The 12,399-nt window shown below is 71.4% G+C and carries 14 protein-coding genes; 5 read left to right on the top strand and 9 right to left on the bottom strand.

The features are described 5' to 3' along the window. Window positions 1-8 precede the first annotated feature (8 nt). The 8 genes from QU602_RS04240 to QU602_RS04205 form a co-directional block, all read right to left on the bottom strand. Window positions 9-848, bottom strand: a complete 840-nt coding sequence (locus QU602_RS04240) for an alpha/beta fold hydrolase (protein WP_308798949.1) — start codon at window positions 846-848, stop codon at window positions 9-11. After that, on the bottom strand, window positions 845-1,396 hold the full coding sequence (locus QU602_RS04235; protein ID WP_308798948.1) for an SRPBCC family protein: 552 nt from the start codon (window positions 1,394-1,396) through the stop codon (window positions 845-847). The genes QU602_RS04240 and QU602_RS04235 overlap by 4 nt, the downstream gene beginning before the upstream one ends. Next, the gene (locus QU602_RS04230) at window positions 1,393-1,755 is read right to left on the bottom strand and encodes an ArsR/SmtB family transcription factor (RefSeq protein ID WP_308798947.1); all 363 of its coding nucleotides are present in this window, start codon (window positions 1,753-1,755) and stop codon (window positions 1,393-1,395) included. Before QU602_RS04230 ends, QU602_RS04235 begins: the two co-directional genes overlap by 4 nt. Then, on the bottom strand, window positions 1,752-2,492 hold the full coding sequence (locus QU602_RS04225; protein WP_308798946.1) for a DUF998 domain-containing protein: 741 nt from the start codon (window positions 2,490-2,492) through the stop codon (window positions 1,752-1,754). Before QU602_RS04225 ends, QU602_RS04230 begins: the two co-directional genes overlap by 4 nt. 58 nt (window positions 2,493-2,550) lie before the next feature. Further along, window positions 2,551-3,639 carry a winged helix DNA-binding domain-containing protein gene (locus QU602_RS04220; RefSeq protein ID WP_308798945.1) on the bottom strand — a complete coding sequence of 363 codons (1,089 nt, stop codon included), beginning with the start codon at window positions 3,637-3,639 and terminating at the stop codon, window positions 2,551-2,553. Window positions 3,640-3,702: 63 nt separating this feature from the next. After that, a complete protein-coding gene (locus tag QU602_RS04215) occupies window positions 3,703-3,900 on the bottom strand; it encodes a hypothetical protein (RefSeq protein WP_308798944.1) in 198 nt (65 codons plus the stop codon). A gap of 65 nt (window positions 3,901-3,965) precedes the next feature. Then, a complete protein-coding gene (locus QU602_RS04210; RefSeq protein WP_308798943.1) occupies window positions 3,966-4,655 on the bottom strand; it encodes a response regulator transcription factor in 690 nt (229 codons plus the stop codon). Window positions 4,656-4,659: 4 nt separating this feature from the next. Further along, a complete protein-coding gene (locus QU602_RS04205) occupies window positions 4,660-6,756 on the bottom strand; it encodes a sensor histidine kinase (protein ID WP_308798942.1) in 2,097 nt (698 codons plus the stop codon). Window positions 6,757-6,942: 186 nt separating this feature from the next. Between QU602_RS04205 and QU602_RS04200 the strand changes: the two genes are divergently transcribed. Both QU602_RS04200 and QU602_RS04195 read left to right on the top strand, forming a co-directional pair. After that, window positions 6,943-7,440: a COX15/CtaA family protein gene (locus QU602_RS04200; RefSeq protein WP_308798941.1), complete on the top strand. Its 498-nt coding sequence runs from the start codon at window positions 6,943-6,945 to the stop codon at window positions 7,438-7,440. Further along, a complete protein-coding gene (locus QU602_RS04195; RefSeq protein WP_308798940.1) occupies window positions 7,424-9,169 on the top strand; it encodes a multicopper oxidase family protein in 1,746 nt (581 codons plus the stop codon). The genes QU602_RS04200 and QU602_RS04195 overlap by 17 nt, the downstream gene beginning before the upstream one ends. A 68-nt stretch (window positions 9,170-9,237) precedes the next feature. Here QU602_RS04195 and QU602_RS04190 read toward each other — a convergent pair whose 3' ends face one another. Then, the gene (locus QU602_RS04190; RefSeq protein ID WP_308798939.1) at window positions 9,238-10,023 is read right to left on the bottom strand and encodes an SDR family NAD(P)-dependent oxidoreductase; all 786 of its coding nucleotides are present in this window, start codon (window positions 10,021-10,023) and stop codon (window positions 9,238-9,240) included. Between the two features lie 150 nt (window positions 10,024-10,173). Here QU602_RS04190 and QU602_RS04185 point away from each other — a divergent pair, with 150 nt between their 5' ends. From QU602_RS04185 to ectB, 3 genes are all read left to right on the top strand, one after another. Further along, entirely contained in the window at window positions 10,174-10,641 is a 468-nt protein-coding gene (locus QU602_RS04185) for a VOC family protein (RefSeq protein WP_308798938.1), read from the top strand. 1 nt (window position 10,642) lies between these two features. Then, window positions 10,643-11,026: a YciI family protein gene (locus QU602_RS04180; protein WP_308798937.1), complete on the top strand. Its 384-nt coding sequence runs from the start codon at window positions 10,643-10,645 to the stop codon at window positions 11,024-11,026. 101 nt (window positions 11,027-11,127) lie between these two features. Continuing rightward, on the top strand, window positions 11,128-12,399 hold the full coding sequence (gene ectB / locus QU602_RS04175; protein WP_308798936.1) for a diaminobutyrate--2-oxoglutarate transaminase: 1,272 nt from the start codon (window positions 11,128-11,130) through the stop codon (window positions 12,397-12,399).

The following is a 12,399-nucleotide window of genomic DNA, read 5'->3' as shown; positions in this document are numbered from 1 at the left end:
CCGCAGCCTCACCGGTCGCCGAAGAATCGCGCCAGCTCGGGCATGAGCACGGCCGGCCTCATCATCGGCGTACCGTGGTGCGCCCCTGGAATCACCTCGCGCCTCGCGTCGAGCAGCTCTGCGAGGGCCGCACTCCCGGTCTGCATGAAGGCTTCGCCCTTTCCACCGACCAGCACCAGCGCGGGCACCTCCAGCCTCGTCCAGCGATCTGCCGGAAGCGCCCTCCCGTCCTGCAGACCCGCGCACAGCCGCACGTCGTACACGGTGGTCGCGGCCATCCCGACCATCGCCCGCCAGACCGGGACCATGAGTCGCATCGAGGCCACCATGAAGGCCGGCGCACCCAGGGCGACCCGGTTGAACTCGGTCACCGCTCGCGATCCACGCCCCTCGTCCACGAGCGCGGCGAGCCGATCCGCGAGCCCCCCTGGCACCGGCGGCCGCGAGTCGTCGACGATCACGGGCGCCTCGAAGGCGGCCACCCTGGCCACCTTGGACGGCAAGGCGGCCGCCGCGTCGAGCGCGAGCACCGCCCCCGAGGACGCTCCGAAGAGCGCAGCGGATCCGCCGTGCGCGTCGATGAGCGCTTCGATGTCGTCGACCTCGCGGGCGATCGCCCACTCTCCCGCGTCGGTGCTGTCCCCACGCCCGCGCCGGTCGTAGTTCACCACCGTGTGCGACGCCGCGAGCAGCTCGGCCAGCTTGCGCAGATCCTTCCGATCGGACAGCGCCTGCGCGACGAGCACCACGACGGGACCGCGGCCCGATCGCTCGTACGCGATCGTGGTGCCATCGGCCGAGACGACCGTGCCACCGGCGCGAGCCGTCGTGACATCCGTGCGCGTCATGATCTACTCCGTTCCGAGTCATTCGTCATCTCGTCGACCCGTGCATGCCCGGCGCCCGCGAGCGAGAGCTCACCGCCGAGCCGTTCGAGCGCATCGCTGAACCCCTCGACCATGCCGATCGCCTCGGCCCGCTCGAGATGGTCCGCGGCGGCGAAGGTGACCGTGATGGTGACCGAGGTATGGTCGCCCGATCGCACGATCTGCACGGCGGTCGGCATCTCGCTGCCCTCGATCACCGTGCCCGAGGCATCCGCGAAGCCATCGTCGAACTCGAGCCGGCCTGGCGCCTCGACGACGCGGTAGACCGCGCGGCCCCACTGTTCGTCGGCGAGCTCGTGCTCGGCCTCGGGGCGCAGCCGGTATCGCCAGGCCCCGCCGGGGCGCAGGTCGAGCTCGAAGATGTCGACGAGCCATCCGTGCGGACCCCACCATTGCCGTAGATGCGCAGCCTGTGTCCAGCAGGCCCAGACCAGGTCGGCGGATGCCAGGTATGAGCGCTCGACGATGAGCCGATTACCTGCGAAATCTTTCGTGACGCTGACGGTCATTCCCGGTCTCCTTGGGGTGCGTCGAGTCGCTCATGCGCCTCGAGGTCGGACAGATACGAATCGAGCCGATCAGTGCGTGTCTCCCAGACCTGCGCGAAGGTGCCGAGCCAGGCCTCGAGCGAGCGGAACGGCGTCGGCAGCAGGTGGTAGACCCGTGACTGGGCCTGGCGGTCGGCTCGGACCAGGCCTGCCTCGGAGAGGATCCGCAGATGGCGCGAGGTCTGCGGCTGCAGCAGCGAAAGCCGCTCGGCGATCTCACCGACGGGCCGGGCGCCGTCGCGTAGCAGCTCGACGATGCGCAACCGGTTGGGCTCGGCGAGCGCCGCGAACACCTCTGGGGCGAGCAGCGCGGCGCTCACCGGCTCGCTCCGGTCGCGAGCGTCGAGCGAGCGGATACCTCGGCAGCCCCCGCTGCTCCCGCGCGGGCGCGGCGGTGGATACTGAGCGCGAGCCCCGCGACCGTCACGACCCACGCGGCGACGGCGAGGAGCAGGAAGCGCCCCTGCCACCCGATCGGCACGTCCGGCCCGAGCTGTCCGGTCTCCGACATGAAGACGCCCATGCTCACGGTCAGCAATAGTGCGGCACCGACGGTGCACGCCGCACCGGCGATGAGGACAGGGCGAGCCCGACGCCAATGCGCACTGTGCCTCGGAAGCGAGATCGCGAGCAGCACAGCAGCCACCGGAATGCCGTCCAGCAGCACCGGACCGAGCGAATGGATCGCGCCCGTGAGCGTCGCCTCGCCCGGCGGGGTGGTCACGGGATCGGCGGTGAAGGCTCCGCCGATGAGGCAGCCGACCGCGGCGATCGCGACCGCGATGACGCCGATGCGGCCGGGCCACGTGGTGACCTGGTTCGCGAGCACGACGCAGAGGGCGGCGCAGCCGATACCGAGCGCGAGAAACGCGGCGATCATCACCCAACCGGCTGTGCCGAGCGCGAGCTCGCTCGGCGGCTGCCACGACGGATCGACCTCCGGTTGGACGAGGTGCGCGACGACGAACAGCACCGCGAAGAGCGCCCCGCCGAGCACGGCCACTCGGGCCGGTGCGCGTCGGATCCGCGTCGGCGAGGACGGGGTGTATGGAGTCATACCCTGAGAATACACTTCGATGTATATACACACAAGTAGATATTCACGGCAGTGCCAGCTAGTCGACGGGGATCCGGACTTTCGGCTCGAGGCCCAGGTAGGCGGCGTACCGCGCCGCGGCATCCTGGATCGCCGAGCGTTCGCGCGCACTCAGCGTGCGATGCGGATGCAGCATGAACGTGACCGCCGTCGGGGTGACTGTGCGCCGCATTCCGGCGAGCAGCTGACCGTCGACCAGCGCCATGCCGATCGCCGCCTCACGCCCCCGCGGCACGAGACCGTCGGCATCGAGCACCCAGCGCGAATCCTGATAGCCGCGGTACATCTCGTCGAGCACCTGCAGCAGGTGTGCGGACGGCGCCGCGGCGCCGCGTTCTCCGGAAGCCGGCGCTTCGCCGGCGGCGTGCCAGAAGGTGCGCCCGTCGTGCTCGAACGACTCGAGCCGGTCGCCCGCCGCCGCGATGCCACGCCGCACGTCGGTCACGATGAGGGTCGCCCAGTACATGAGGTCCCGCTCGGTCGCCGGCCCGTGCGACGTGAAGTACCGCAGCGCGAGTTCGGCGAGCCCCTCGTCACGGTCGAGTCGCCGGGGGGCCGGCACGCGTTCGTCGAACAGCACGTAGGTGTGCTCGCCGTCGCGAGGCGCGCCGCTCGTGACCCGGTTGTGCACCTCGAGCCAGGCCATCAGCAGACCGAGCGGCTGCCCGGTGAGGGGTTCGCCTCGCTCGGCGAGCGCGGCGGCGAGCTCCTGGCGCGTCAGGGCGGGTCCGGATGCCTCGGCCAACGCCGCCTCGACCGTGTCGGCGAGCGCGGTGACCCGGTCACCGAGCGGCCGCAACTGCTGTTCGTAGACGCGCAGCACCCGTGGTGAGGTGACCTCTTGCAGCCATCGCACGTCGTCGGCGGGCACGTAGTGCCACGTCGAGCGCAGCACGTGCGTGCGCAGCACGCTTCCTCGCGCGAGCGCGGCTGCCAGATCGTCCTGGTGAGCGGACGCGGTGCGCGTCGCCACCGCCCATGCCGACTGCGACGGGTTCTCGGCTTGGACGGCGAGGAGGCTTTGCACCACGTGTTCGGCATCGCCGGTCGGCGCGGCGAGCAGCTGCGACTGCAGCCGCCAGCGGGCGAGGTCCCGATCGGTGATCACCCCCGCAGCGTAGAGGCGGCCACCGACATACCCGGGGGCGGGCGCTGGTTCAGCGGGCTCGGGTCAGCCGGCTTCGGTCAACCGCTGCATCTGCAGGTGGGCCCACCGACGCCGGAGACCTTCGATCACGCGGCGCCGCTCCTCGGCCGCCGTCGGACGGTCGGCGCTCGGGGTTCGCTCACGCGACTCCGCCGACGAGTTCAGGAGCGCGGCGTGCGCGCGGCGTTGCTGTTCGGTCACCGTCGTCCGATCGCTGAGCATTTCGGTATGTTAGCATGCAGGCTTCGCATGCCTGTGCACATTCGCTTCGCATGCCTGTGCACATTCTATGCGGATCCGCTCGAGCCGTGCGATCCGCTCGAGCTCCGCAGGAACGCCAGCACCGCGGCCACTCGCCGGTGCACCCCGCTCTCCGGCAGGCGCAGCTTGGTGAAGATCGCGTTCACGTGCTTCTCCACGGTCGACGCCGAGAGGAACAGCGCCGCCTCGATGCCCGCGTTCGTCTTGCCCGCGGCCATCTCGCGCAGCACGTCGAGCTCGCGCGGCGAGAGACCGGCGAGCGGGCTCGCCCCGCCCGACGCGCTTCGCCGGCGCACGAGCGTGTCCACGATCGCCGGATCGATCACCGACCCGCCCGCGCGCACCTCGCGCAGCGCGTGCACGAGGTCTTCGAGATCGCCGATCCGATCCTTGAGCAAATACCCGAGGCCAGCCGACCCGTCGTTGAACAGCGCCAGCGCGTAGCTCTCGTCGGCGTGCTGGGACAGCACGACGACCCCGGTCGACGACGACCCGGCCCGGATCGCGTGTGCCGCCTCGATGCCCTCCATGTGGTGGCCGGGCGGCATCCGGATATCGGTCAGCACCGCGTCGGGCACGAGCCGCCGCACCGCGTCGAGCAGCTCGGTCGCGGTGCCCACGGAGGCGACGACGTCGACCTCCCCCGAGTCCTCGAGCAGGCGTCGCAACCCCTCGCGCACGAGGTAGTTGTCCTCGGCGATGACGACGCGCAACACGGGGTCATCCACTCGGGCGCGACTCCATTCCTCCATCGGTCGCCGACACCAGCGGGATATCCACAATCACCGACGTCCCCGTCGGCTCGGCTCGCACGACGGTTACCGTTCCCTTCAACGCGGCCACCCGGTCGCGGATGTTCGCCAGACCGCCGTGCGCGACCCGCGCGGCGGCGAGGTCGACGCCGACCCCCCGTCCGTCATCGCGAATGGAGACCACGAGATGCCCATCGCGCCGCATGAGCTCGACCGCCGCGTGCGTCGCGCCCGCGTGCTTCGCGGTGTTCGCGAGCGCCTCGCGCACCACGTAGTAGGCGGTCGTCTCCACCTCGTCCGGGTAGCGCTCGGCGCGCACGCGCGCATCCGCGGCCACCTCGAGCGGGATCGGGTAGCGCGCGACGCCCGACTCGACGGCGGCCACGAGCCCGTTGTCGCTCAGCACCGGCGGGTGGATGCCACGGGCCAGCTCCCGAAGGTCCGTCAGCGTCTCCCGCGCCTGGTCCTGCAGCTCGGCGAGCTCCGCCGAGATCAGCTCGCCGCGCTCGAGGCGGTTGCGCGCGAGCCGCAGGCCCGCGATCAGCGCGACGACGTTCTGCTGGATGCCGTCGTGCAGGTCGCGCTCGAGCCGCCGCCGTTCGTCGTCCTGCGCGGCGACCAGTCGTTCGCGCGAGGCCGTCAGCTCGTCCAGCTGCTCGGCGAGCTGCGCGGTGAGGCGCACGTTCGCGACCCAGGCTGCGGACTGCCCCGCGACGGTCCGCAGCACCGCGCGCTCGGCGTCGCCGTACTCGCCGCGCCGCCGCGGCCCGACCTCGATGCGTCCCAGCGTCTCGTCACCGAGCACCAGGGCGGATGCCTCGACCGGTTCAGGCGCCGGGTCAGGCGCCGCGTCGACCGGCAGCTCGCCGGCCAGCCCCGCCGAGGTCTGGTCGAGCAGCCCGTCGGCGTCCATGAGCCGGATCCGCACCCACGAGGCGTCCAAGCCGTCGCGCACCGCGGCCGCGAGCCGGTCGAGCAGCACGGCGGGCTCGACCGACTGCTCGAGCTGCGACCCGAGCGCGCTGAGCATGCTGAACTGGCGTTCGCGGTCGCCGTAGAGCACCCGGCGGATCGCCCGCTCCGCCCACGCCCGCGCCGGCAGCAGCACCACCGCGACCACGACGGTGACCAACACCGCCGGCACGACGTCGAGCACGTCGGAGAGCAGCAGGGCTGGGGTCGCCACCGCGATCGCGTAGAACACGGTGATGAGCAGCGTGGACGAGCGGGCGACCGTGCGCCCCCGGTCGTCCGGTGCGATGTCGAAGGCGCCGTAGCGGAGAATCCCGTGGATCGCCGCGACGGGCAGCGCGATGAGCGACCCGTAGACGAGCAGCTCGAGGCCGGGCAGCGTCGGCGCGATCGCCCAGAGCACGAACGCGACGACGGCGGACGCGACGGTCAACGCCATGACCCGGGTTCGACGGCGCACGTCGACCGAGCCGAACAGCGCCCGCGACACGAGGATGGTGAGCCCGATGGCCACGGCCGGCCACGCCTGCACGACGAGCAGACCCACCGGCTGCGCGGCCCATTCGAGCCACGGCACCGCGAACGGGTTCGCGATTCCGGCGCCGCTGAAGCCGACGTATGGCGACACGACCACGAACGGGGTCGTCAGCAGGGTCAGCACTCCCGCGAGCGCGGGCACCCACAGCAGCCACACCGCGATCCGCTGCCACCGACGCTCGAGCGCACCGTCGGGGAAGGTCGCGAACACGGAGAGGAATGCCGCCGTCGCAACCCCGTCTGCCGTCAGGCCGACCGCGTTGAGCAGGGGGAACCACTCCTCCTGTGCGATCCACGGGTTCCAGACCATGAGCGTCTCGTACGCCGAACCCACGAGCAAAGAGGTCGAGGCGAGCGCGACAAACACCGCCGTGCGCGACGACGACACCGTGAGCAGCCACATCCCGAGCACGAACAGCGGCAACGCGCCGAGCAGCGGCCACGCGAGCCCGTGGTCCGCGTCCGCTGCGACGAATCCGCGGACGACGACGATGTAGCCCAGTGCGGCGACCCCGATGGGGCCGAGCGTCGCGAGGCAGATCCACCTGCGGTCCACGCTTCCATGGTCCTCCTGCACGGCCGCCTGCGGGAGGGGGTCATCCGCACCACCCCTTAGCGGCTGTCCTCCATCGAGCGTGCACCTGCCCGCAGGTCGATTGCGGGTTCGCCGCGTTCCGGCGGCCGTGCCGGACGGGGATCGTGGCACCTGCATCCCATCCGTCTCGCCCGAGGAGCAGGCATCATGCGCAGGGTCTACACCGTTCTCGCCTGGAGCGTCGCCGGGGGCGTCGTCGTCCAGGCCGCCGCGATCGCCTTCGCGTTCGGCGGCGTCCTGAACCGCGTCCAGGAGGGCGGCGTCGTCGACAAGGCGCTCGTCGAGAGCGGTGGATCCGCCGGGCGCGGCGAGCTCGGCTTCTGGATCCACGGCCTCGTCGGCGGCGTCGCCATCCCGATGATCGCCGTTGCACTGCTGGTCGTGTCGTTCCTCGTGCGGGCGCGCGGAGCGCGCCTGTGGGCGGCGATCGTGCTCGCGGTCGTCCTGCTCCAGGTCACGCTCGGCTTCTCGCTGACGGACGTCCCGTACCTCGGCCTCATCCACGGCGCCAATGCGGTCGCGGTCGTCGGCACCGCGTCGATCGCCGCCCTCCGCATGCGCCCCCCGCGCACGGCGCGACCGGATGCGGCGAGCGCGGACGCCGCGGTCAGGTCAGGAGCGTCGTCAGATGTCGCTGCTGCCTGAGCTGCTGCAACCCGTCCCCGACGGCGGGTGGGCGTGGCGCCGTTCGGTCGCCGACCTCGAGCCCGACGCAGCCAGGGACGTCCCTGCACCGCATCCTTCGCACCAGGCGTCGAAGCCCGATGCATCCGCTGCACCCGCGACCGAACGCCCCAGCGGCGGCGAGCCGTCGGACGCCGGCCCCCGCCGGAGCGAACTCGTCCGCCGCGTCGCCGCCGCCGTCGCCGTCGCGACCGCGCTCGGCGTCGGCGCGATCGCCTGGAGCTCGACGCTCGTCGGCGAGTACTCGGTCATGGACCTGGCACCCGGGCCTGCGGCGCATGCCGGCCATGCCGGCCATGCCGGTCACGATCCCGCGAGCGATGCAGGTGCACCCGGAGCATCCGTCGCGAGCGCGACCGCACCCCAGACCAGCGTGACCGACCTCGCCGCGCCGGCCGATCGCCCCGCCGACGTGCACGTCGAGCTCGTCGCCCGGCAGGGCACCGTCGACGTGCCCGGCGGGCACCCGGTCGAGGGGTACACCGTGAACGGCACCTCGCCAGGCCCCGAGATCCGCGCCAGACAGGGCGACCTCGTCGAGGTCGAGTTCGTGAACGCGACAGTCGCCGCCGGCGCAACCCTGCACTGGCACGGCATGGACGTGCCGAACGCCGCAGACGGCGTCGCGGGCATCACCCAAGACGTCGTGCCCGTCGGCGGGCGCTTCACGTACCGCTTCGTCGCCGACGACGCCGGCACGTACTGGTACCACTCGCACCAGGTCTCGCACGAGCAGGTGGTCGGTGGACTGCTGGGCGCGGTGGTCATCGAGCCGCGTTCGCCGGCTCCAGGTTCAGCGGATGCTCCGGCCGGCAGCCCCGAGGTCACCGCCTTGCTGCACGTCTACGGCGGGCAGCACACCCTCAACGGGCGCGCCGGCGACGAGCGCGTCGCCGTCGCGCCGGGCGAACGCGTGCGCGTCCGCGTGGTCAACACGGACCAGGGCACGGCATCGGTGTGGTCGGCGGCCCCGTTCACCGTCGTCGCGACCGACGGTCACGAGGTGACCTCGCCCACGCCGGTCACGGATCAGCGGGTGCTCATCCCGGCCGGCGGGCGGGCGGATGTCTCGGTGCAGGCGCCGCCCCACGGTGCCGCCCGACTGCACGTGGGCGGCGCCCGGAGCATCCTGATCGGCGATGTGGACCCGGCCACCGAGGCCGCCACCGATGCCGCAGACGCCCCACAGCCCGCCGATACTCTCGATCTGCTCGCCTACGGCGCTGCCGCACCCCTCGACTTCGACCCGGCCGCACCCGACAGGTCGTTCGACTACGTGATCGCCCGCCGATTCGGCATCATCGACGGCCGTCCCGGGAACTTCTGGACCGTCAACGGCCGCATGTTTCCCGACATGCCCATGTTCCATGTGCGCGAGGGCGATGTCGTCGTCATGCATCTCCGGAACGATTCGGGCGACGTGCACCCCATGCACCTGCACGGCCACCACGTCGTCGTGCTCGCGCGCGACGGGGTCGCCGCGACCGGCAGCCCGTGGGTCGTCGACTCGCTCGACGTGCACCCCGGCGAGCGCTACGACATCGCATTCGTCGCCGACAATCCGGGCATCTGGAGCGACCACTGCCACACGCTCCCCCACGCGGTCGACGGGCTCGTCGCCCACGTCATGTACGACGGCGTGACCACGCCGTTCACGATCAACGGCGCGGCGGGCAACCGCCCCGAGTGAGGGCGACCGCGCGGCGGCGCGCCGGCAGCGCGCCGGCAGCGCGCCGGCGGGGCGCTGGCCGGTGCACCTCAGCGCAGCACGCGGCCCGAGACCGAGACCGCCAGGCGACGCGGGATGAACCGGGCGAGCGTCGCGTTCACGGCGTTGCCGACACCCGAGACCACGCTCAACGGCATGCGCATGCGGTCGAGTCTGCGCAGCGCGAGCCGCACCACCGCGTCGGGCGTCTGGAACCGGCCGACCGCGGCATCCGCCGAGCCGACGACCTCGAAGAACTCGGTCGCCGTGGCCCCCGGACTGAGCGCGAGCACGCCGAGTCCCGACGCTCGCGTCTCGTAGGCGAGCGCCTCGGTGAGGCTCAACACGAACGCCTTGGTGGCGCCGTAGACCGCCATGTTCGGGCACGGCTGGTAGGCAGCGGTGCTCGCGATGTTCACGAGCGCGCCGCGCCCGTCGCGCACGAGGTCGGGCAGGAACTCGCGCGTGAGGCTCACGAGCGCCGCGACGTTCACCGCGACCATCTCGTCGACCCGCGAGGCATCCGCTTCCGCGAACGCACCTTTCATGCCGAAACCCGCATTGTTCACGAGCGTCTGCGGGCGGATGCCGCGCTCGTCGAGCGCCGCGCGCAGCGCGGCCGCCGAGCCCGGTTCGGCGAGGTCGAGCTCGATCGGCGTCGCCGTGACGCCGTGCGCCCCCGAGAGCCGGCCCGCGAGCTCGCGCAATCGGTCCTCCCGCCGCGCGACGAGCACGACGTCCGCGCCGCGTGCGGCGAGCTGCGTCGCGAACTCGGCACCGAGCCCGGCACTCGCGCCGGTGATGATCGCGGTCGTGCCCCGATAGTCCTTCGCCATGCGTCCATCTACGCACACGGTGCCGTGCTCGCCCTGTGTCCGCTCGGCGGTGGCGAGGTCGACGGCGATTCGACCGGGGAACCCACTCGCCGCGGGCGCGACATCCGCGTAGCCTGACGCCCGAGATCGCATCCGAACAAGGGGGTCCTGATGGCCGAGATCGCACCCATCCAACCGTGTCTCTGGTTCGATGACCGGGCACGTGAGGCAATGGACTACTACGTCGACGTGTTCCCGAACTCGCAGATCATCCGGATCGACGAGTATCCCGACGAGTCGCTCGACGAGCACTTCGCGGGCATGTCGGGCAAGGTGCTGAACGGACAATTCGCCCTGAACGGGGTCGAGTTCACATGCCTCGACGGCGGGCCGTTGTTCCAGTTCAACGAGTCCGTGTCGTTCATCGTCTCGTGCGAAGACCAGGAGGAGATCGACTACTACTGGTCGAAGCTCTCACACGTGCCCGAGTCCGAGCAGTGCGGCTGGTGCAAGGACCAGTTCGGGGTGAGCTGGCAGGTCATCCCCGCCCGCATGGGCGAGCTGACCCGCCGCCCCGAGCAGGTGCAGGTCATGATGCGGCAGAAGAAGATCGTCATCGCCGAGCTCGAGCACGCCTGAGGTGTCGCGCGATCCTGACGTCCCCGACGCATTCGACGTGGTCACGGTCGTCGTGCTCCGCCGCCCGGCGGATGCACCGGCGATGGGCGAGGGTGCGCTGGACGAGTTGCAGACGCGCCATCTGGCGTATCGCGCAGAACTCGCACGGAGCGGCGTGCTCGTCGCGAACGGGCCGTTCGGCGCGCAGAGCGACGACGCCTACCGCGGCATGTCGGTGTTCGCGTGCGATCCCGTCGAGGCAGCGCGACTCTCAGCGGCCGACCCGTCCGTCATCGCCGGCCGGCTCACGTTCGACGTCATGGAGTGGTGGGTGCGCGCCGGTGCGCTCGCGTTCCCGCTCGCGGACGGCCTCGTCGGCGACCGCCGCGCGCTGCCCGGCGACTGAGGCGCGGTGGCCGAGCGCACGCCCCGTCGCTGCACGAACTCCCCGGCTCGGGGACGTAGGCTCGTGTCCTGCGTCATTCGACTGAACAGGAGCACCACGCCATGACCGACTCGTCCTTGGACATCTTCGAGCAGTACGAGTCGAACGTGCGCGGATACATCCGTGCGTTCCCCGTGGTGTTCGACAGTGCACGAGGGTCGACGCTGACGGCGGCCGACGGACGCGAGTACCTCGACTTCTTCGCGGGCGCCGGCGTGCTGAACTACGGCCACAACAACCCGGCCTTCACCCGCGCACTGATCGAGTACCTCGAGCGCGACGGCATCATCCACGGGCTCGACATGGCGACCTCCGCGAAGAAGGCGTTCATCGAGGCGTTCGAGCGGATCGTGCTCGAGCCACGCGGCCTCGACTACAAGCTGCAGTTCACGGGCCCGACCGGGGCGAACGCGGTCGAGGCCGCGCTCAAGGTCGCCCGCCAGGCGACGGGCCGCTCCAACGTGGTCGCCTTCACGAACGCCTTCCACGGGCTCAGCCTCGGCGGCCTCGCCGCCACCGGCAACCGGCACTATCGCGACGCCGCAGGCGTCGCGCTCGACAACGTCACGCGGCTCCCCTACGACGGATACCTCGGTGCCGGCGTCGACACGCTCGACCTGTTCGAACGCATGCTCGAGGACGGCGGCAGCGGGCTCGACCTACCCGCAGCGGTCATCGTCGAGGCGGTGCAGGGCGAGGGCGGCATCAATGTCGCGAGTGCGCCGTGGCTCCAGCGGCTGCGGCAGATCACGGCAGACCGGGGCATCCTGCTGATCCTCGACGAGATCCAGTCGGGCATCGGGCGCACCGGCTCGTTCTTCGCGTTCGAGGAGTCCGGTATCGTGCCCGACCTCGTCGCGGTGTCGAAGTCGATCTCGGGCTCCGGCCTGCCCATGTCGCTGGTGCTCATACGCCCCGAGGTCGACGTCTGGAAGCCGGGCCAGCACACGGGTACGTTCCGCGGCAACAACCTCGCGTTCATCTCCGCCCGCGTCGCGCTCGAGGAGTACTGGGGCGACGGCGCGTTCATGGCCGGCGTGGCCGCGAAGTCGGCGCTGCTGCGCACCGCGCTCGACGAGATCGTGGCCGAGCACTCGGATCTCGGCCTCACGGTGCGCGGGCGAGGCCTGTTCATGGGGCTCGTCTGCGACAGCGACCCGACGTTGGCCGGCCGCGTCTCGGCCGAGGCATTCCGCCGCGGGCTCGTCATCGAGACCTCGGGTGCGAACGACCAGGTGCTGAAGTTCCTCCCGGCGCTCACGATCACCGACGACGAGCTGTCGCGCGGCCTGCAGATCGTGCGAGAGAGCCTCGCGGCCGTACTCGCCGGCTGA

Origin of the sequence: Agromyces protaetiae, from assembly GCF_030866785.1 — a bacterium.
Classification (GTDB): domain Bacteria; phylum Actinomycetota; class Actinomycetes; order Actinomycetales; family Microbacteriaceae; genus Agromyces; species Agromyces silvae.
Note: the sequence above shows the minus strand (reverse complement) of the source record. Positions and strands in the feature narration are given on the sequence as shown.